Origin of the sequence: Martelella radicis, from assembly GCF_014196625.1 — a bacterium.
Taxonomy (GTDB): Bacteria; Pseudomonadota; Alphaproteobacteria; order Rhizobiales; family Rhizobiaceae; genus Martelella; species Martelella radicis.
On record NZ_JACIDZ010000002.1, the window covers coordinates 59213 to 80202 of the forward strand.

Here is a 20990-nt window from a genome sequence, read left to right on the forward strand (position 1 = left end):
AAACGGAGGGGATAATATGTATCACGTTGTTTTCGTACATGGCGTATCTGTGAGGAAAATTCCAGGCAGTGATTCATATGATAAAGCAAAGGCGCTGCGACATAAGCTATTCTCGAAACACTGCTTCCGAGGGAGCGCAACGGCATATTACGATCCATATTGGGGCGGCGACGCAGCAGACCTGGATTTAGACGGCATATTCCTGGATATGCCTTATGGGAATACCCTCGGGGGAGCCGACGCTGGTGAAGCCGTGAGAAGCATGACAGAAATCTGGGCCGAAAGACTAACCAACTCACTCACGCCTGCGATCGCCATTTTCCTCGGAGACGCCTTTGTCTATTTCCACGATAGTCCACGCAGGGAAAGAATACTCGAAGTCGTCAGATATGACTTAATAAGAGCGGCCAAGGGCGCACACGAAGATGGCGGCCCGCTGGTTTTGGTCGGACACTCTCAAGGCGCCAACATCCTTTATGATATCCTCAGCGTCCCTCAGGAAATCGACTCTCTTAGTGAGGAATTGGGGTTCAGGTTTCAGCCTGACCTCTTTCTTTCTGTTGGCACTCAACTCGGGCTTTTCGAGGAACTCAATCTGTTCAAAAGCAGCAGGTCTGGAGTGGCACCTCGTCTGACTTCAGTCAAGAAATGGTGGCATGTCTACAATCGCGCAGACGTGCTTTCATTCGCTGCGGAAGGAATATTCGAGGGTGTCGAGCAATTCAGTATTGACACAGGGGCAGATCTTTCCGAGGCGCATGGCTCATACTTCGACAGGCCGATTTTCTTTCAACAACTCAGAAAACAACTAGAAATTTCCGGCCTGGTACAGTGAAGCGGATATTCGATATCAATGTGGCGCGGGCGGCAGGTGGTGCTTTTCCTGCAGCGTGTCGATGATGGCTGAGAGTTCCTTCAGCAGGTAGTCGACGAACAGGCTGCTTGCCGCATCCATCGGCGCGCGAGCGCGCGAGAACAGTTTCATCGGCTGATGGCGCACATGCGGATCGGCGAGCGGGCGGAAGGCCAGTTCGCCTTTCTGGCATTCGACATAGACGTCGAGCGGATTGAGGAAGGTCAGCCCCGTACCCCGCTTGACCAGAGCTTTCAGCATCTCCGACGAGTTCGTCTCGACCACGGGCTCGATCGGCAGCGACAGCGGTGACAGCGCAAGGTTGATGACGTGGCGCAGGCTGGTGCCGGGCTGGGCAAGCACCAGCGGCTCCTGCACCATGTCGGACACGTTGACGCGCTCTTCCTGCGCCAGTCTGTGATCGGGCGGCATCACTGCCCCGATCGGCACGTCGAAGGAGGCGAGGGTGCGGATGCCCGGCGTCGGCGGAATGTTGAAGCCGAGGCCGAGATCGACATCGCCGGTCAGTACATTGGCGATCGTGGTGGTGCCGCCATCGGATCTGAGATGGATGCGGATTCTTGGATTTTCGTCAACAAAACGGGCGATGATATCCGGCAGCGGCCCTGCGGCGAGGCCCACGGTTGCCACCAGCGTCACTTTTCCCGCCTGCGGCATTTTCAGCGCGCGGATGCGGGTTTCCAGCTTCTCGTAGCTCTTCAGAACCTCGCGAATATGCTCCACGCACATCTCGCCGGCCGCCGTCAGCCGTAAGCCGCGCGGCAGGCGCTCGAACAGAGGCGCGCCGAATTCCTCTTCCAGAGCAAGGATTTGCCGGTTGACGGCGGATGAGGCGACATTCAGCCGCTGGGCCGCCTTGCGGATCGAGCCGCAACGGGCGATCTCATCGATATATTGCAGTTTCCTCGAATGAAGCATGGGCGTAAACTCGTGGCGACAGGAGCCCGCGCTGACCAAATTTTGCGCAGTTCGATTACATTTATAACAATCGTGCCGGTTGTGCAAAAAAAGCATCAATGCGGACGAAAATTGATGCTTCTCAAACAGCGGTGAAGCCGCTCAAATGCAAAAATCGGAAAGCTACACGACGAAAAGCGAAGGGGAATAGCTTATGTCGACTACCTCAAAGACCGCCGCGCTCGCCGGTGCTGCCCTCATGGCAGCGGCCGCAACGCCTGCCTTTGCGCTGGACGAGGTCTCCTATGGCACCAACTGGCTGGCGCAGGCCGAGCATGGCGGCTTCTACCAGGCCGTTGCCGATGGCACCTATGAAAAATACGGGCTGGACGTCACCATCGTCCAGGGCGGTCCGCAGGCCGCCAACCGCGCGCTCCTGATCGCCGGCAAGGTCGATTTCTACATGGGTTCGCCGCAGGGCGAGCTTGACGCCGTGGTTGAGGACATTCCGCTGATCGACGTCGCCGCCATGTTCCAGAAGGACCCGCAGATCCTGATGGCGCACCCCGACCAGGGCATCGAGGAATTCGCCGATCTGGCCAAGCTGCCGACCATCTTCATGGGCAAGGACGGCTTCCTCTCCTACTTCCAGTGGATGAAGGCCAATTTCGAAGGCTTCGATGATGCCCAGTACAAGCCCTACACCTTCAACCCGGCGCCCTTCATCGCCGATCCGGAATCGGCCCAGCAGGGTTACCTGACCTCCGAGCCCTACTCGGTTGAAAAGGAAGCCGGCTGGACGCCGAAGGTCTTCCTTCTCGCCGACAGCGGCTATTCGCCCTATTCGACGATGATTACCGCCCAGAAGAAGCTGGTCGATGAAAACCCGGATCTGGTCCAGCGCTTCGTCGATGCCTCGATTACGGGCTGGTACAACTATCTCTACGGCGACAATGCTGCCGCCAACGAACTGATCAAGGCCGACAATCCGGAAATGACGGACGAGCAGATCAGCTATTCCATCGAGAAGATGAAGGAATACGGCATCGTCGTCTCCGGCGACGCGGATGAAGGCGGCATCGGCTGCATCACCGACGCCCACTACAAGACCTTCTTCGACGACATGGTCGACATCGGCCTGTTCACGTCTGACGTCGATTACACCAAGGCCTTCACGACCGAGTTCGTCTGCAAGGGCGTTGGCATGGACCTGATGAAGTAAGGCGAAGCCACACCGACACTCCGTTTCGCGTCACCCGGCGCGAAACGGCACCTTGAATTGAATGCAGGATAGCCGCATGCCGAACGCTCATGCCGAAACCCCGGCATCGCTACAAAAGCCGCTGGTGAAGATGGAGCATGTCACCAAGATCTTCTCCAACGGGACCATCGCGCTCAACGACATGTCCCTGACGGTGCGTCAGGGCGAGTTCGTCAGCCTGCTCGGCCCCTCCGGCTGCGGCAAATCCACCGCGCTCAGGATCATCGCCGCGCTCGGCGATGTCAGCCGCGGCACGATCGACTGGCCAAGCTCGCGCATTTCCGCCAAGGGCCGTCCGGAAGGCGATATCAGCTTCGTCTTCCAGGAACCGACGCTGATGCCCTGGGCAACGGTCTTCGGCAATGTCTACCTTCCGCTGAAACTGCGCGGCCAATCAAAAGCAGGCACGCGCGACCAGATCATGGACGTCTTGAAGACCGTCGGCCTGCAGGATTTCGCCAATGCCTATCCGCGCGAACTCTCCGGCGGCATGAAGATGCGCGTCTCGATCGCCCGCGCTCTGGTGACCAAGCCGAAGCTTCTCTTGATGGACGAGCCCTTCGCAGCCCTTGACGAGATCACCCGCCAGCGGCTGAACGACGATGTCCTGCGGCTCTGGCACGAGACGGGGATCACCGTCATCTTCGTCACCCATTCCGTTTTCGAATCCGCCTATCTCTCCAACCGCATCGTGGTCATGCGCGCGCGCCCCGGCCAGGTCTTCGACGATTTTCCGCTGGATACCAGCCAGGTCCGCGACGAGGACTACCGCTCCTCCGACGAATATCACCAGGCCTGCGCGAAAGTGTCCCACGCGCTGCAGGGCGCGATCCACGCCGCAGGAGGAGAACACTGATGAGCGACAAGGTGAGCGCCATGCAGCACGACGATGCGGCTTACGCCAAGCCCGGTTTCTGGTCCCGCCATGGCGAGACCATCCTGAAGATCGCGATCCCGATTGCCGTGCTGGCCTTTCTGGTGTTTGTCTGGCAGGCGATCGTCGTCATCTACCAGACCCCGCATTACATCCTTCCCGGCCCCGCGCTGGTGGTCGAGGCCTTTTTCGAGGACTGGGGCACGCTTGCCCCGGCGCTGTGGGTGACGACCAAGATCACCTTCATCTCGCTCGGCCTGGCCCTTGTCGGCGGGGTCGGCCTTGCCGTCATCATGGTCCAGTCGCGCTGGATCGAGACCGCGCTTTACCCGATCACGGTCATCCTTCAGGTGACGCCGATCGTCGCCATCGCGCCGCTGATCCTGATCTATACGCCGACAACGCAGGTCGCGCTCCTGATCTGCGCCTTCCTCGTCGCCTTCTTCCCGATCCTCTCCAACATGGCGCAGGGCCTGAAGAGCGTCGACCATAACCTGTTGAACCTGTTCGAGCTTTACGGCGCCTCGCGCTGGCAGACGCTTGTCCACCTGAAGCTTCCCGCTTCGCTCCCCTATTTCATGACCGGGCTTCGGATCGGCGGCGGCCTGGCGCTGATCGCGGCCGTTGTCGCCGAATTCGCCGCGGGCTCGGCCGGCGCCGGCTCCGGCCTTGCCTTCCGCCTGCTGGAGTCGCAGTACCGGCTCAACATTCCGCGTCTGTTTGCCGCGCTGTTCATGCTCGCCTGTCTCGGCGTGGCGATCTTCGCGCTCACCTCCTTCATTGCCTGGCTGTTCCTGCACCGCTGGCACGAAAGCAGCCTCAAGAGGGAAAACTGATGCCGGGATTCATGACACTGCCGGAAGCGCCGACCTTCGCGCTTCTGAGGGCAACTGTTCCGGCCGTCTGCCTTGCCAATGCGAGCGGCTTCGAGGCCAAGGAAGGTCTCGTCTCGGCCGATATCGTGATCGCCGACGGCAAGATCGACGCCATTCTGCCCGCCGGCACGGCGCCCGCCGCCCTTCCCGCAGCCGACATGCGCGACGGCATGGTCTGGCCGACCTTTACCGATATGCACACCCATATCGACAAGGGCCATATCTGGGAGCGCCGCCGCAACCCCGACGGCACCTTCATGGGCGCGCTTGAAAACGTGATGGCCGACCGGCAGGCCAATTGGACGGCCGATGACGTCGCCGCCCGCATGGAATTCTCGCTGAAATCGGCCTATGCCCACGGCACCGGCCTTCTGCGCACCCATCTCGACAGCCTGCCGCCACAGCACGAAATCTCCTTCGAGGTGTTTTCTCACATGCGCGAGGCATGGGCGGACCGGATCGAGCTTCAGGCCGTCGCGCTCTTTTCCATCGACATGATCTTCGAACCCTTCTTCGACGATCTGACGAAGCTTCTGAAACGCCACAACGGGTTGATCGGCGGCGTGACGCAAATGCTGCCGGATCTTGATGCCCGCCTTGACCGCATGTTCCGCGCGGCTGCCGACAACGGTCTGGACATCGACCTTCATGTGGACGAGACCGAGGATCGCGAGGTCCTGACCCTTGGCCGGATCGCGCAAGCCAAGCTTCGCAACGGCTTCGAGGGATCCGTCACCGTCGGCCATTGCTGTTCGCTGGCCCGTCAGGACGAAGACACGGCAAGGCGCACGATCGATGTCGTTGCTCAGGCCGGCCTTTCCGTCGTCTCGCTGCCAATGTGCAACATGTATCTGCAGGACCGCCATGAGGGTCGCACGCCGCGCTGGCGCGGCGTGACGCTGTTCAAGGAGCTTGCGGCCGCAGGGGTGAAGACGGCGGTCTCCTCCGACAACACCCGCGATCCGTTTTATGCATATGGCGATCTCGATCCCGTCGAGGTTATCCGCGAGGCCGTGCGCATTCTCCAGCTCGACCATCCGCTGGACGAGACCGCCCGCATCATCACCCGTACGCCAGCCGACATTCTCGGCCGGGGCGAGCGCGGGGTGATTGCCGAAGGCGGCTCCGCCGATCTCGTCCTCTTCAGCGCCCGGCGCTGGAGCGAATTTCTTTCCCGTCCGCAGGCTGACCGCATCGTGATGCGGAATGGCATGGGCATCGACCGCAGCCTGCCGGATTACCGCGAACTTGACCCGCTGATGGATAAGTGAACATGCCGGACTATCAACAGATCAAGGCCGAACTCGAGGGCATCACCATCGAGGACAATCCCAACATGGTTCTGCGCAAGAGCCGGGACTTCTACTGGTATTCGCCCATTCTGAAGGAACAGCTTGAGAACGTGACCGGCGATCTGGTCGTCTCGCCGAAGAACGAGGACGAACTGATCCGGATCCTGAAGGTCGCGTTCAGGAATGATGTTCCCGTCACCGCGCGTGGCGGCGGCACCGGCAATTACGGCCAGTGCATGCCGCTTTCCGGCGGCATCGTGCTCGACATGACCAAGATGAACGCGATCAAGGAGATCCATCCCGGCCGCGTCGTCGTCGAGGCCGGCATCATCTGCGCCCAGCTCGACAGGGAGCTGAAGGAGAAATCCGGTCAGGAACTGCGCTTCCACCCGTCGACCACCGGCCAAGCCACGCTTGGCGGCTTCATCGCCGGCGGCTCCGGCGGCGTCGGCTCGGTCCACTGGGGCGGGCTTCGCGATCTCGGCAATGTTCTGCGACTGAGGATCGTGACGCTCGAGGAAGAGCCGCGGGTGATGGAACTGACGGCGCGCGATCTCCTCAAGGTCAGCCACGCCTACGGCACCAATGGCATCATCACCGAGGTCGAAATGCCGCTGGCCCCCGCCTATGACTGGGTGGACGTGATAGTCGGCCACGAGACCTTCATGGACGCGGTGCGCTTCTCCGACCGGCTGGCGAAATCCTCCGGCATTCTGGTCAAGGAAATCGCCCCGATCGCCGCGCCCGTGCCCTATTCCTATTTCAACCGCCACAAGCCTTACCTCAAGGAAGGCGAGAGCGTCTCCGTGGTCATGGTCGCGCCGCACTCGATGGAACCCTTCGAGGCGCTGGTCAACCTCTACAAGGGCGAGATCCGCTTCCGCTCCGACAAGGCGGAAAGCCTGCGCGGCCTGCCGCGCGCCTATGAGCTTGGCTGGAACCACACGACGCTGCGCGCGCTGAAGACAGAACCGGATGCCTTCACCTACCTGCAGGTGCAATATCCCGGCCCCGACCATGTGGCCAAGGTCCAGGAGATGTCCGAACTCTTCGGCGACGAGGTGATCGGCCATCTGGAATTCCTGCGCTTTGACGGTGCGATCCAGTGTTCCGGCCTGCCGCTGGTGCGCTATACCACGGCCGAGCGGCTGGAAGAGATCATCCGTATCCACGAGGAGCACGGCTGCCCTATCTTCAACCCGCACCGCTATACGCTGGAAGAAGGCGGCATGAAGCAGACCGACGAACTGCAGCTTGCCTTCAAGAAGGAAACCGACCCCAAGGGCCTTTTGAACCCCGGCAAGATGATCGCCTGGGAAAACCCGGATTTCGATTTCAAGGCCGGTAAGAACTTCCTGTTCAAGGGCCTTTCCGAGACGGGAGCCGAATAGAATGCGCGTTCTCGTTCTCTTCAGCCATCCGGTGGAAACGAGCTTCGGCGCGGCGCTGCATGCCCAGGTCGTCGAAAGCCTGAAGAAGGCCGGACATGAAGTCGATGATTGCGATCTTTACGCCGAGGGCTTCCAGCCGGTGCTGACCCGCGAGGAGCGGATCGGCTATCACGACTATCCCGAAAACACCGCGCCGGTCGCCGGCTATGTCGAGCGGCTGCGCAAGGCCGAAGCCCTCGTCATCGTCACGCCGGTGTGGAATTTCGGTTTTCCGGCCATGCTCAAGGGCTATTTCGACCGGGTCTGGCTGCCCGGCGTTTCCTTCGCGCTCGAGGACGGGAAACTGACGCCGACGCTGCGCCATATCAAGAAGCTCGCCGCCGTCTTCACCTATGGCGCGACGCCGATGCGGGCGTTCCTGGCTGGCAACCCGCCGAAAAAGATCGTCAAGCGCGTGCTGCGCGCCCAGATCAAGCTCGGCGCTCCGGTGTCCTTCATGGCGCATTACGACATGAACAACTGCACCGACAAGACAAGGGCCGATTTCCTGGCAAAGGTGAAGGCCGAGATGGAAGCTTTCTGACGCTTCCGGCGCCCACCCCCTTTACATCACCGCTCAGACCACTAGGTCTAGGACTATCCCGCAAGCGCTCCCCTTAGGCGCTTGCGGGCTCTTTTGAGCGAGGCCGCAAGCCCCGTCGCACTCTGTTTGCGCGGGATTGGCTGTGGCTTTCAGGAAATACCGCATGGGTCAGGGGGCATTGCCCCGCCATGCGCCAGCAGCGGGGAATAGGGCCGAATGTCCATGCCAGAGCAGAAAACCGCCGATGAGACCCGCCTGCGCAAATTGCGCGGCACCGTACCGGTCAATGCCGTGCTTCATGTCTGGATGAAGGCCATCCACCCACACGCGCCCGCCGAGATTCAGCTCTCGCTCAACGGCAGCTTGTTCGGCAATATCTTTGCCCAGAACGCCGAGGAATATGAATTCCGCATGTTCTTCGTGCCCCATGGCGGCGAGCTGGAATGTTCCTACGATCCCGAGACGACGACGATTTCGGTCGCCTACTGGTTCACCGATGCCAAGGTGCTGGAGGAAGGCATTACCGTGCTGCGCACCCATGCGGCCAATGCGCCGGCCCCTGCCCCCGGCAGCTATCACTTCCGGCCGCCCTTCGGCTGGATGAACGATCCGAACGGCTTCGGCCGCTTCAACGGCTCGGCCCATCTCTTCTACCAGCATTATTCGCACGGGCTGACGTGGAACACGATGCACTGGGGCCATGCGATCTCGGAGGATTACCTGCACTGGCGGCATCTGCCGATCTTCCTGTTCCCCTCCGAGGACCTGACCCACCGCCCGGACAAACGCGGCGGCGCCTTTTCCGGCTCGGCGATCCCGATGGAAAATTCCGCCGGCATCCGCGTGTTCTTTACCGAGCATGTGATCGAGCGCGCACCGGAACGCGAAATCCAGATGGTCGCCACCTCGCAGTCGCTGATCTTCGCCGGCGCCGCGAAACCGCTGATCGACGAACGACCCGAGCTTGAAGGCCTGACGCTTGATTTCCGCGACCCTTACGTCTTCCGAGGGCCAGACGGTTACTGGAAAATGCTGCTCGGCAGCCGTCAGGGCGAGGAAGGCGTGGTCCTCCTCTACCAGACGGCCGACCTGACGGCGGCAGGCGGATGGGAATTCGTAGAAATCCTGCATCGTGAGGGCCGGTTCAACACGCAGGTGGTCGAATGTCCCTGCCTGTTGCCGCTCGACGGCCCGGCCGGTGACCCGCAGACGCATTGGGCGCTGGTCTGCGGCCTGATGCACAGCCACCACGAGGAGACCGGCCGCAAGAACCTGACCATGGCGACCGTCGGCCATTTCGACGGTAAGCATTTCACGCCGGAATTCGAGCAGGAACTCGATTTCGCCACGGACAACTACGCCTTCCAGGCCTTTCTCGACCAGGGCCGCCCGGTCGGCATCGGCTGGCTCGCCAACTGGGCCGATGCCGCGCCGGAAATCGACTTTCCGACGGCCATGACCCTGCCGCGCAATCTCGTCTATGACGCCGCCGACAACACGCTGCTGACGCCGCCGATCGAGGGCGTGGAGGTGCTGCGCGACGAACTGATCGATGACACCGCCCTAGCGGCCGGCGAGCCGGTGATGCTGGAAAAGGGCCAGGCCGAGATCGTCATCGAGCTTGACCGCAATGACGGGCCGTTCGAAATCGATCTCTATCACAACAATATCGAGATCACGGTGAAGATCGATGCGGAGGGGATGAGGCTTCTCTACATGGACGACAGCAAGACGCCGACGCCCGATTATTTCGCCCCTGGCGCCAACCCGAGCCATTTGCGGCTGTTCCTCGATATCGGTTCAGTCGAAGTCTTCGCCGATAACGGCCGCTGGGCCGGCACCAAGCGCATCGCCGGCTTCGACCCGATCCATTCGCTGAGAATCCGCGAAGGCGCGATCAAGTCGGCCAAGGTCTGGTCGCTGGCGCTTTGAGACAGATGGGGCCTGGAGCTTTTGTTTTGACGCATACCCGAGGTCAACAGATGTTTCCATCTGACTGCAAAATGCTCCGGGGCAGCGTGCTGGCAAACGCCCTCACCACCGTCATGCCGGCCTTGAGACGGCATCCAGGACCGAACACCGAGGACCATCGTTCTTAAGTTCTTGGCAAAAAAAGGATTTTTTAGCCCTGGACCCCGGATCAAGTCAGGGGTGACGGACAGTGGGTAGGCAGGCTTCGTTTGTCTGCAACAGGGGATTTCCAGCAGGCTTACGGCAGCTTGGCCGCCGTAACCTCGACCTCGACCAGAAACTCCGCGCGGGTGAAGCCCGAGACGATCAGCAGGGTCGAGACCGGCATGGGGTCGGCGATAAAACGGTCGCGGACATCCATATAGGCCGGAAAATCCTCGCGCGTCGTGACGTAGCCGGTGATGCGGATCACATCCTCGAACCCCATGTCCGCTTCAGCGAGGATCTTGCCGATGGCCGAAAAACAGAGTTCGGCCTGGGCGCTGACGGAACGCGGAATGACCTCGTCCGGACCGATGCCGAGCTGACCGGAGGTGACCAGAAGGCCGGCGCCCGGCGGCACGTACAGACCATGGCTGTAATTGCCGAAGGGCTTGCGAACGCCGGCTGGGTTGATGCTCTTCTTCATGTGAAACCGCCTCGTGAAAAACTGTCAAACCGCATGGCCGCATCGGAGCCCGGCTGTCAAGCGGCCATCCACCCGGACCGAACGATAATGTAGAGGCCGCGACGGAAATTATAAGGCGTCGCGGCGCATAATCCCCGACATTCCGCCCCCGCCCCTTATTCTTCGGCCGGATCTTCCGGCAATTGCCAGTCCACCGGCTCCATGCCCTGTTCCAGAAGAAACTGATTGGCCCTGGAAAAATGCCGACAGCCGAAGAAACCGTTATGGGCGGACAGCGGCGAGGGATGCGGGGCTTTCAGCACCAGATGCCGTGATTTATCCACGAAGGATGCCTTTTTCTGCGCATAGGCGCCCCACAGCATGAACACGACGTGCGGGCATTCGTCATTGACCACGCGAATGACGGCATCGGTGAAGTTTTCCCAGCCCTTGCCGCGATGGGAGGCGGCGGCCGCCTGGCGCACGGTGAGCACCGAGTTCAGCAACAACACGCCCTGGCGGGCCCAATGCTCCAGAAAACCGTGATTGACCTTCTGGAACCCGACATCGGTGGCCAGTTCCTTGTAGATATTGACGAGCGACGGTGGCACGCGCACGCCGGGCTGCACGGAAAAGCAGAGCCCGTGGGCCTGTCCTGGCCCGTGATAGGGGTCCTGGCCAAGGATGACGACGCGCACGCTCTCAAGCGGCGTCAGATCGAGCGCGCGGAAATATTCGCTGCCCTTGGGAAAGACCGTCTGGCCGGCGCGTTTCTCCTCCACCAGGAACGAGCGGAGCTCCGCCATATAGGTGCTCCCGAATTCCGGCTTGAGCTTTTCCCGCCAGCCGTCCTCAAGCCTGATTTCGCTGTCTGCCATTGCACCCTATCCCTTCTCAGCTGCTCTCCTTGTTATCCCCGCCGTCGCGGCGATGCAATTCTCTGCGAAAATGTCACACTTGCGCGCACAGTGCCGCGTACTAGATGTGGAACGACAAAGGAGGACCTCAAAAATGCAGCCAACAGCTTTCGTTTCAACGCTCTTCGACGGCAAATCCAATCCGAACAAGGTCACGGTCGCCTTCACCATGGCGGTCAATGCGCTTGCCAAGGGGCACAGCGCCACCATGATCCTGATGGCCGAAGCCGTGGAACTCGGCCGCCCCGGCGCTAGCGATGGCATGGCGATCGGCGCGCCCTTCGACCCCGTTCCCGACCTTCTGGCGCGCTTCCGCGAGGCCGGCGGCAGGATCGCCATCTGCGGCGCCTGCATGAAGCATAACGGCTTCACGGCGGAAGACATGGACCCCGAATTCGAGATCATCACCGCCCCCGACGTGATCGACCTGCTGATGAATGCGGAAGGCTCGCTCCAGATCACCTGATGCCTCACCCCGGATGGCGTGATCCCCCTTCACCGCAGCCTCTCCGGCGAGTGGACCAATCGTCATGGCTGCGTCAAATAAAGTCGCCGACGGCATGGTTCCGGCGTTGACCGGCGCTTTGCGCCGGGCCAAACTGCCGCGCGTGATCACGCCGCGCAAAAGGCGCGAAAGAACAATCCTGACAGGGGGTTTCGAAATGCTCAATTTCAACAAGGCGGTGCTTGCCACCGCCGCGGTGGCCGCGATTGCGGGGTTTTCCGCGCCGGTTCTGGCGCAGGATGCGACCGAGAAGACGGTCGCCATCACCTATATCGTCGAACATCCCGCCCTCGACGCCGTGCGCGAGGGCATCATCGAAAGCCTCGCCGAAAAGGGTTATACCGAAGGCGACAACCTCACCGTGGTTGCCCGCTCCGCCCAGGGCAACATGACGACGCAGACCCAGATCGCGTCAGAATTTGCTGGCCTGAAGCCCGACGTCGCCGTCGGCATTTCCACGCCGTCGGCACAGGCGCTGAAGAATTCGATGGGCGATGCCCCGGTCGTCTTCGCCGCCGTCACCGATCCGGTTGCAGCCGGCCTCGTTGAAAATCCGGAACATCCGGAAGCCAACATCACCGGCACCTCCGACAAGCAGCCGCCGAAGCCGGCGCTCGAACTGATCCAGTCTCTGGTGCCCGGCGTCAAGACCATCGGCGTCATCTACAATCCGGGTGAAGCCAACTCGGTCGTCCAGGTCGACGAGATCAAGGCAGCCGCCGGCGAACTCGGCCTCGAAGTCGTTGACAGCCCGGCCGCCCAGTCGACCATGGTGCCGGATGCGGCCCGCAATCTCGTCGGCAAGGCCGATGCGATCCTGCTGCCGACCGACAATTCGGTGATCTCGGTGCTCGAGGCCATCATCACCGTCGGCGAACGCGCCAAACTGCCGGTCTTCACCACCGATACGGATTCCGTCGAGCGTGGCGCGGTTGCGGCCCTTGGCTTCAACTATGCCGAAATGGGCAAGGTCACCGGCGACATGGTTGCCGAAATCCTCGCCGGCAAGGCACCGTCGGAAATCGCCGTCCTCGTACCCGGCAACCAGGATCTGTTCCTCAACATGAAGGCTGCCGAAGCCATGGGCATCACGGTTTCCGACAGCGTCAAGAACAGCGCCAAGAAGGTCATCGAATAATATGACGCTTTTTGCTCTCGCCGGGGCCTTTGAGACCGGCTTGCTCTTCGCCCTCGTGGCGTTGAGCATCTTTATGTCCTTTCGGGTTCTCGACTTTCCCGATCTGACGGTGGACGGGAGTTTTCCCCTCGGCGCGGCGGTTTCGGCCGCCGCCATCGTCGGCGGTTTCGATCCTTTCATCGCAACATTCTTCGGCATGCTCGCAGGCGCCGCCGCCGGTTTCGTCACCGGCCTCCTGAATGTGCGCTTCGGTATCATGAACCTGCTCGCCGGCATCCTGTCGATGGTGGCTCTATTCTCCGTCAATCTGCGCATCATGGGGCGGCCGAACCTGCCGGTCTACGGCCAGGATACCGTGTTTTCGCGCTTCGAAAGCGTGGTCGACGCGGGACTCTGGAGCAACACGATCCTGCTTCTGATCATCGCCATCGGCGCCAAGCTGATCGTCGACTGGTTCCTCAAGACCGAGATGGGCCTCGGGCTCAGGGCATCGGGCGAAAACCCCGCAATGGCCGAAGCCCAGGGCATCCGCAACGGCGCAATGACGCTGCTCGGCATGTCGATCGCCAATGCGCTCTGCGCGCTCGGCGGTTCCCTCTTTGCCCAGATGCAGGGCGTGGCGGACGTGACCATGGGCGTAGGCACCATCGTCACCGGGCTTGCCGCGCTGATCATCGGCGAGGCGATACTCGGCCGACGCACGGTGTTCCTGGCAACGCTCGGCTGCGTCATCGGCGCGGTCGTCTATCGCCTGTTCATTGCGCTTGCGCTTTCCGCCGGCTTCATCGGCATCCGCCCGCAGGACCTCAACCTGATCACCGCCGTGGTGGTCGCCGTTGCCGTGGTTCTCTCCCAGAGGCGGGGCAAGCGCGGTCGTAAGCAGCTCTTCAACTTCAAACTGGTGCGCGGCGCCCAACAAAACGACGAGGGACAGAACTGATGCTTTCCCTTTCCGATATCCGCCTTACCTTCAATCCGGGCACGGCGACCGAGGTCAAGGCGCTGCGCGACGTCTCGATGCAGATCGACGAGGGCGAATTCGTCACCGTGATCGGCTCCAACGGCGCGGGCAAGTCGACGCTTCTGTCCACCGTCGTCGGCACGGTCAAGCCGGATGAGGGCTCCGTCAAGCTCGACGGGCTTGATGTGACCGACTGGCCGGCAGCCAAGCGCGCGCGCTATGTCGGCCGCGTCTTCCAGGAGCCGCGCCTCGGCACCTGCTCCTCACTGTCGATCGAGGAAAACCTGGCACTGGCCGCGGCCCGCGGCAAGAAGCGCGGCCTGGGGCTCGCGCTCGGCAGGAAGGGTCAGAAGGCGATGTTTGCCGAACATCTGGAAAAGCTCGGCCTTGGGCTCGAACACCGGATGGGGACGCCGATCGGCGCGCTATCCGGTGGCCAGCGGCAGGCTGTGAGCCTGTTGATGGCGACGCTTCTGCCGATGAAGATCCTCGTGCTCGACGAGCATACGGCAGCGCTCGATCCGTCCGCCGCCCACAAGGTGCTGACGCTTTCGGCCGAAATTGCCCAGGAGCGCAAGCTGACGACGCTGATGGTGACCCATTCAATGCGCGACGCGCTCGCCTATGGCAGCCGCACGCTGATGATGAATGCGGGCCAGATCGTTCTCGACATCAAGGGCGAGGAACGCTCGCGGCTCAAGGTCTCCGACCTGCTGGAACGCTTCGGCCGCGCCGCGGGCACCGAGATCGACGACGACCAGCTGGTGCTGGCGTGAGATCATAAAAAAGGCGGCTGACCTTTCGGCCAGCCGCCAGCCCTGGGAGGAAGGTTTTTCGCGTTACTGCCGGGCCAGAAGCTCGGCAAACCCCATCATGAACGGCCCGACGCCCTTGATATCGTCGGGATTGATCGTCTCGGTCAGGTAGTAACCCGGCGTGCCGTCGCGGTACTGGCCGTTGAAGCCGCCAAGACCGGCCACGCAGACGATGGTGCCCAGCACGCGCCGCCCTTCGGCGTCGACCTCAAAGGCATGTCTGTAGAGCGCTTCGAATGCCGTGCGACCGATAGCGGCGCTGTCGCTCACATCGAGACGGCTGGCCTTCAGATAGGCATAGGCGAACATCGCCGTTGCCGAGCTTTCGGCATAATTGCCGCCGAGATCCGGGCGATCCGGCACCTGCAGCCAGCGTCCGTCGGCTGTTCTCAGCGCGGAAAGCCGTTCGGCAAGCGCGGCCCAGCGGGCTATGATCGCATCGCGGGCGTCACCTTCCGGCAGATATTCGATGAGATCGACCATCGCCATCGCCGCCCAGCCGATGGCGCGCGACCAGTGGGCGGGCGACTGTCCGGTGTCCTTGTCCGCCCAGGGCTGCGCCTTGGCGGAATCATAGGCGTGGCGGTAGAGCCGGCTGTCGGCATCATAGGTGAGTTCGAGCCCGGCCAGCAGTTCATCCGCGGCTTCGGAAACCAGGTCCGGCCTGTCGAAGGCCAGACCGTATTCCGCCTTGAACGGCAGGCCCATATAGAGGCCGTCGAGCCAGACCTGCTCGGGATAGCGATGCTTGTGCCAGTGCGGGCCTTCCTTGACGCGCGGATGATCAGCAAGCTGCGCGACAAGCTGATCGGCGGCCTTGCGATAGCGCGGATCGTTGGAATGCCGTGCCAGCCACACCAGCGCCCGGCCGGAGAGGATGTTGTCGATGTTGAAATCCTCGGCGACATAGCCGTTCATCACGCCATCTTCGTTGACCTGCGCATTGACGTGGCGGACGAGGTGATCGAACCAGCGCGCTTCGCCGGTCGCCTCGTAAAGCGCGATCAGACCGCGATAGAGGCAGCCATCCTCATAGCAGAGCGCCCCGCCCTTGTAGGCACGGTAGTCGGCGGCATATTCGTCGCAGTAGCGCAACAGTGCCTGGCGGTACCAGGGCTCTTCGGCGCCCTCTCGGACGAAAACGACATTGCTGGCCGTAACGGCCGCGTTTTCGGCAATGATGCCGCCGTGGCGAACGGGGTCGATATTACAGGCCATCACAGGCGGCTGGGCCTCGGCGTCCGGCGCATAGGAAACGGTATAGTCCTCGATCGTCACATTCTCGATCGGCATTTCCGGCAGACCGTAAAAGGCTGCGGCGGCGGTGTGGACATTGCGCGCGACGATGCGGCGGAAGGTGATATCCGACATGCGCGGCGTCACCTCGCTGACGGGGTGCGGATCGCGCGACTGGACATAGTCCGACTTGCCGTCGGCGTCGCAGAAATAGAAGGCGTTCATGACGAAGGGGCTGACGACATTGTCCATGTCGCAATCCTCGACGAGGATGCGGGAGACGAAGCCGCCGCGTCCGCGCCGGGTCTTCACGCGCAGGCCGCGATCCGTATCGCGCATCTCGCAGCGCGCCACCGTGACGCCGGACACCGTGCCGCTCATTTCCGAGCCGATGACGACGCCGCCATGACCGCGTTCCATGAAGCAGTTCTCGATGCGGATGTTGCGCGTCGGACCATCAAGCCCGCCCTTGGGATCGCGCTTGCCCGCCTTGATGGCGATGCAGTCGTCTCCGACAGAAAAGTGAATGCCGCGCATGCGGACATTCTCGCAGCATTCCGGATCGAAACCGTCGGTGTTGGGTGATTCCGGATCGCTCTCGATTTTCACGTCGGCCACCAGCATGTCGCGGGTAAAGACGGGATGAACCATCCAGGCCGGAGAGTTGCGCACGGTGACGCCGGTGACGGTGACGTTCTCACAGCGGTTGAAGAACAGGCTGCGCGGACGGCGCGCGCCATTGCGAGTTTCCTTGTGCCAGCTCCACCAGTCGCCGCGATCTCCGCCGGCATCGATGACGCCGCCGCCGACAATGGCGATGTTGGAGGCGTTGATGGCTGTCAGCAGGCTGGCATAGCAGGCTTCCGCCACGCCCTCCCAGGTGCCGAGCACCCGGCCTTTCTCGTCGCGGGCCGCCAGGATCGGGTACTGGTCGCGATCGGCAATGCCGTAAAGCACGGCTTCGGGATCAAGCATCAGCGTCAGGCCGGACTTCAGGAAAAGCGGTCCGCTTTTCCAGACGCCGGGACCGAAATAGAGCGTTGCGCCCTCGGGCAGGTCATCGATCGTCTTCTGGATCGCCGCGGCGTTGTTTTCTGACTGGAGGCTTGCGCCATGAGCGGAAACATCGGCGAAGGCGCTCTCGGTTCTTGTGACGAAATCGAAAACCTCGCCGCCAATGGCAAGCCGGTATGCGGTGTGCGGCTCGAGGCCATTGATCGAGAAGACGGTGCGCTCGCTCACGCCTTCGGCCACCGTTTCATCGGTGCTCTCCGTCGCAAGTCGCCAGGAAACGGGCGCCTTCAGGAAATATTTGTTCTCGCCGGAAAAGACAGCAAAGGTCACCGTCCTCGCCGAAACGGCGAGCAGCTCAATGGCAGTCATCACAATCGTCCAAAAAGGATTTGGGAAGTGGGGGCGGCGGCAAGAAGCGCCGCCCCCGGCAAGGCTTGGTTAGTTGCGGACGCGGTCCAGCACGTCGTTGACATTGTAGATGATGTCATCGGCGGCCGTTTCGGCGTCGATCTGGCCATAGGCGAACTCTTCGAGCGTGTCGCCGATGGCCGAAGCGATCTGCGGATGCTCGAAATAGGGCGAGATCGTCGGGCCGGTGGCATCCAGGATGATCTGGTGGGCGTCGATCTGTTCCTGCTCGATGGCGCCTTCAGCCGTCAGCTGGTCGAACGCCTTCTTCGAGGCCGGAATGCCGCGGGTCGTGCCGAGGATGTCGATTGCGCCTTCGTCGTTCAGTAGGCAATTGACCACTTCGGCGGCCGCATCCCCATTGTCGGAATTGCGCGAGATCGAGAACAGCATGGACGGCTTGCGGTAGACACCATCATTGGTGGCGCCTTCGGCAAGCAGGATCTTCGAGGGAACCAGAACCTGGCCTTCCTGCAGCGGGTCGGAGATCTTGAAATAGACCGTATCCCACTGATAGGTGCCGGCGATGTGGCCATCGGCCCAGGCCGGGTTTTCATGCAGAACCAGATTGCCGCCTGCGGCGACCTTCGGCCAGGGGATGATCACGCCTTCGTCGGTGTAGCGCTTGTACATTTCCAGCGCATCGACCATCTCGTCCATCGTGTAGTTGAACTCCAGCGTCTCCGGATCGATCATCGTCTTTCCGGTCTTCTGGGTGAGATAGGCCGTCATCAGAAGGCGGGCATCGAGGCCGTCGGAACCGGTTGCCTCATAAGGATAGTAGTCGTCGCCGAGCTTTTCCTTGAACACCTTGCCGGCTTCTTCCAGTTCGTCCCAGGTGGTCGGGATCGAAAGGCCTGCCTTTTCGAAGGTCGTCTGGTTGAACCAGGGCAGACGGCCGGTGATCGACAGCGGCAGGCCCTGCAGGTGACCGTTCACGGTCGAAGTGGCAAGTTCCGCATCGGTCCACTGCGAAAGGTCGATGATGTCGGAATACTCGTTGAGATCGGCAAAGCCTTCGCCGTTCGGCGTAAAAAGCGGCAGCCAGGGCCAGTTGATCTGCATGATGTCGGCTTCGGTTCCGCCGGCAAGCTGCGTGGTGATCTTCTCCTGGTGACCGGACCAGCCGGTGAATTCCGGAGAAATGGTGTGGCCGAGTTTCTCGCCGCAATATTTCAGCGCTTCCTGGGTTGCAAGGTGACGGCTGTCGCCGCCCCACCAGGACATGCGAAGATCGGCGGCATTGGCGACCGAAAGCGATGTTGCGGCCATCAGGCCGGCGAGGATTGTCAATTTCATGGTCATATTTTCCTCCCTTTGAAAAAGACGGTTTCGAAGACTTATGCCGACAGCGAGATGTTCTCGCCGGTGCGACGGTGGAAGATGTGCAGGGCGTCTTCATGCGGCATGATGCGGATCGCCTCATCGCGCAGATACTGACGCTCCAGCCCCGTTGCCGGGACGACGACGATGAAGGACTGATCCTCGACAGTGATGTAGAGGTAGACCTCGTGGCCCATGAACTCGACATGGGAGATGCGTCCCAGAAGGCCCTCATCGGCATCCTGATCGACAATGTGGAAATGCTGCGGACGCACGCCGAAGGTGACTTCCGTCGGCGCGTCCTTGTCGATGCGGGCTAGCGCCTTGTCGTCAATGGTAAAGGTCTGCGTGCCGATCCGAAGCTTGTTGCCGCCGACCAGGGTCGCATCGCCGATATTCATCTCCGGCGACCCGATGAAGCCCGCAACAAAGGCATTGGCCGGCTTGCGGTAAAGCGTGAAGGGATCGGCGACCTGCATGATCCGGCCTTCCTTCATCACGCAGATGCGGTTGCCCATGGTCATGGCTTCCGTCTGGTCATGGGTGACGTAGACAACGGTCGAGTGCATGCCTTCGGCAAGCAGCTGCTTGTGCAGGTCGGTGATGCGGACGCGCATCGAGGCGCGCAGCTTGGCGTCGAGGTTCGAGAGCGGTTCGTCGAACAGGAAGACCTGCGGCTTCTTGATCAGCGCGCGGCCGACGGCGACGCGCTGGGCCTGGCCGCCCGAAAGCTGCTTGGGCAGGCGCTCCAGATAGTCCTCGATCTCGAGGATGTGCGAGACTTCCTCGGTCGAGGCGGCGATCTCCGCCTTCGGCGCATGCTTGAGGCGCAGACCGAAGGAGAGGTTGTTCTTCACCTTCATATGCGGGTAGAGCGCATAGTTCTGGAACACCATCGCGATGCCGCGCTGGCCCGGGGGCTTGTCGTTGACGAGATCGTCGCCGATGCGGATCTCGCCGCCGGAGATGCGCTCCAGACCGGCAATCATGCGGAGCGTCGTCGACTTGGCGCAGCCGGACGGGCCGACCAGCACCATGAACTCACCATCCTCGATTTCCAGGTCGATGCCGTGGACGGCCTTGAACTTGCCGTAGACCTTTTCGAGACTCTTAAGCTGAACTCTGGCCATGGTTTTTATCCTTTGACTCCGCCAGCGGAGATACCTTCGATGAAATATTTCTGTGCCATGAAGAACACGACGAGGGCGGGTGTGATCGCGAGCACCGACATGGAGAGGATCTTGTTCCAGGCAAATGCTTCGGTGGTATCGATCGACAGTTTGAGGGCCAGGGAGACCGGGTATTTGTCGACCGAGGACAGGTAGATCAACGGCCCGAGGAAGTCGTTCATCGTCCACATGAACTGGAACAGGCAGACCGAAATCAGGGCCGGCGTGAGCAGCGGGACGACGATGAAGAGAAGGGCCTGCCAGCTCGATGCGCCGTCGACGCGCGCGGCCTCTTCCATGTCGCGTGGGATGGCGCGCAGGAACTGGACCAGCATGAAGACGAAGAACGCATCACCGGCGAGCGCCGAGGGCACCCACAGCGGCAGGAAACTATCGAGCCAGCCGAATTCCCGGAACAGCAGGTACTGCGGGATACGGGTGACGACGTTGGGCAGAAGCAGGATCGCGATCAGCGATGAGAACAGCACCTTCTTGCCGGGGAACTCGAACCGGGCGAAGCCATAGGCGACGGCCGTTGCCGAGATCGCGGTCCCGATCATCTTCGGGATCAGGATCAGGAAGGTGTTGAGGAAGAACCGTCCGAACGTGTAGGGCGTCGAGGTCTTCCAGCCTTCGATATAGCCGCTGACGGTCGGGTGGGTCGGCCAGAAGCCGGCGCTTGTGAACATCTCGGCATTGGTCTTGAACGATGCGCCGATCAGCCAGATCAGCGGATAGAGCATGATCAGACCGACCACGAACAGGATCACATAGCGGAAGATCGACGAAATGAAGATCTTGCGCTGTTCGCGCTTGCGGGCGCGGATGGCTTCGAGATCGCGGGCGGACAGCATGCTCGACAAGGTTTGCTCTGTCATG

General features: G+C 61.5%; 19 protein-coding genes. 12 read left to right on the plus strand and 7 right to left on the minus strand.

Going from position 1 to position 20990, the window contains the following annotated elements:
- Window positions 1–16: 16 nt before the first annotated feature.
- Complete coding sequence (locus tag GGR30_RS03840; protein WP_183482765.1) at window positions 17–835, plus strand: hypothetical protein; 819 nt, start codon at window positions 17–19, stop codon at window positions 833–835.
- Between the two features lie 15 nt (window positions 836–850).
- Here GGR30_RS03840 and GGR30_RS03845 read toward each other — a convergent pair whose 3' ends face one another.
- Window positions 851–1792 carry a LysR family transcriptional regulator gene (locus GGR30_RS03845; protein WP_183482767.1) on the minus strand — a complete coding sequence of 314 codons (942 nt, stop codon included), beginning with the start codon at window positions 1790–1792 and terminating at the stop codon, window positions 851–853.
- 193 nt (window positions 1793–1985) lie between these two features.
- Between GGR30_RS03845 and GGR30_RS03850 the strand changes: the two genes are divergently transcribed.
- The 7 genes from GGR30_RS03850 (at window position 1986) to GGR30_RS03880 (ending at window position 9979) form a co-directional block, all read left to right on the plus strand.
- Window positions 1986–2993: an ABC transporter substrate-binding protein gene (locus GGR30_RS03850; protein ID WP_183482769.1), complete on the plus strand. Its 1008-nt coding sequence runs from the start codon at window positions 1986–1988 to the stop codon at window positions 2991–2993.
- A gap of 76 nt (window positions 2994–3069) precedes the next feature.
- Window positions 3070–3888: an ABC transporter ATP-binding protein gene (locus GGR30_RS03855; protein ID WP_183482771.1), complete on the plus strand. Its 819-nt coding sequence runs from the start codon at window positions 3070–3072 to the stop codon at window positions 3886–3888.
- A complete protein-coding gene (locus tag GGR30_RS03860; RefSeq protein ID WP_183482773.1) occupies window positions 3888–4742 on the plus strand; it encodes an ABC transporter permease in 855 nt (284 codons plus the stop codon). The genes GGR30_RS03855 and GGR30_RS03860 overlap by 1 nt, the downstream gene beginning before the upstream one ends.
- Entirely contained in the window at window positions 4742–6052 is a 1311-nt protein-coding gene (locus GGR30_RS03865; RefSeq protein WP_425488335.1) for a cytosine deaminase, read from the plus strand. The genes GGR30_RS03860 and GGR30_RS03865 overlap by 1 nt, the downstream gene beginning before the upstream one ends.
- A 2-nt stretch (window positions 6053–6054) precedes the next feature.
- Window positions 6055–7464, plus strand: coding sequence for an FAD-binding oxidoreductase (locus GGR30_RS03870; RefSeq protein ID WP_183482775.1), 1410 nt, complete (start codon window positions 6055–6057; stop codon window positions 7462–7464).
- A gap of 1 nt (window position 7465) precedes the next feature.
- A complete protein-coding gene (locus GGR30_RS03875) occupies window positions 7466–8047 on the plus strand; it encodes an NAD(P)H-dependent oxidoreductase (RefSeq protein WP_183482777.1) in 582 nt (193 codons plus the stop codon).
- Window positions 8048–8263: 216 nt separating this feature from the next.
- The gene (locus tag GGR30_RS03880) at window positions 8264–9979 is read left to right on the plus strand and encodes a GH32 C-terminal domain-containing protein (protein ID WP_343066464.1); all 1716 of its coding nucleotides are present in this window, start codon (window positions 8264–8266) and stop codon (window positions 9977–9979) included.
- Between the two features lie 277 nt (window positions 9980–10256).
- Here GGR30_RS03880 and GGR30_RS03885 read toward each other — a convergent pair whose 3' ends face one another.
- Window positions 10257–10646, minus strand: a complete 390-nt coding sequence (locus GGR30_RS03885) for a RidA family protein (protein ID WP_183482779.1) — start codon at window positions 10644–10646, stop codon at window positions 10257–10259.
- Window positions 10647–10801: 155 nt separating this feature from the next.
- Window positions 10802–11503: a uracil-DNA glycosylase gene (gene ung, locus GGR30_RS03890; RefSeq protein ID WP_183482781.1), complete on the minus strand. Its 702-nt coding sequence runs from the start codon at window positions 11501–11503 to the stop codon at window positions 10802–10804.
- 133 nt (window positions 11504–11636) lie between these two features.
- Between ung and GGR30_RS03895 the strand changes: the two genes are divergently transcribed.
- The 4 genes from GGR30_RS03895 to GGR30_RS03910 all read left to right on the plus strand — a co-directional run bounded on the left by GGR30_RS03895 (window position 11637) and on the right by GGR30_RS03910 (window position 14922).
- Window positions 11637–12008 carry a DsrE family protein gene (locus GGR30_RS03895; protein ID WP_183482783.1) on the plus strand — a complete coding sequence of 124 codons (372 nt, stop codon included), beginning with the start codon at window positions 11637–11639 and terminating at the stop codon, window positions 12006–12008.
- 196 nt (window positions 12009–12204) lie between these two features.
- Window positions 12205–13185, plus strand: a complete 981-nt coding sequence (locus GGR30_RS03900; RefSeq protein WP_183483413.1) for an ABC transporter substrate binding protein — start codon at window positions 12205–12207, stop codon at window positions 13183–13185.
- A 1-nt stretch (window position 13186) separates the two neighbouring features.
- Entirely contained in the window at window positions 13187–14125 is a 939-nt protein-coding gene (locus GGR30_RS03905; RefSeq protein ID WP_183482785.1) for an ABC transporter permease, read from the plus strand.
- On the plus strand, window positions 14125–14922 hold the full coding sequence (locus GGR30_RS03910; protein ID WP_183482787.1) for an ABC transporter ATP-binding protein: 798 nt from the start codon (window positions 14125–14127) through the stop codon (window positions 14920–14922). Before GGR30_RS03905 ends, GGR30_RS03910 begins: the two co-directional genes overlap by 1 nt.
- Before the next feature lie 63 nt (window positions 14923–14985).
- On the opposite strand, the gene pglA is transcribed toward GGR30_RS03910, so the two are convergent.
- From pglA to GGR30_RS03930, 4 genes are all read right to left on the minus strand, one after another.
- Window positions 14986–17580 carry a polygalacturonase PglA gene (gene pglA / locus GGR30_RS23645; RefSeq protein ID WP_343066465.1) on the minus strand — a complete coding sequence of 865 codons (2595 nt, stop codon included), beginning with the start codon at window positions 17578–17580 and terminating at the stop codon, window positions 14986–14988.
- A gap of 69 nt (window positions 17581–17649) precedes the next feature.
- On the minus strand, window positions 17650–18924 hold the full coding sequence (locus GGR30_RS03920) for an ABC transporter substrate-binding protein (RefSeq protein WP_425488336.1): 1275 nt from the start codon (window positions 18922–18924) through the stop codon (window positions 17650–17652).
- A gap of 35 nt (window positions 18925–18959) precedes the next feature.
- Entirely contained in the window at window positions 18960–20072 is a 1113-nt protein-coding gene (locus GGR30_RS03925) for an ABC transporter ATP-binding protein (protein ID WP_183482791.1), read from the minus strand.
- A 5-nt stretch (window positions 20073–20077) separates the two neighbouring features.
- Window positions 20078–20989 (minus strand): carbohydrate ABC transporter permease, encoded by a 912-nt coding sequence (locus GGR30_RS03930; protein ID WP_183482793.1) that lies wholly within the window; start codon window positions 20987–20989, stop codon window positions 20078–20080.
- Between the last annotated feature and the right edge of the window lies 1 nt (window position 20990).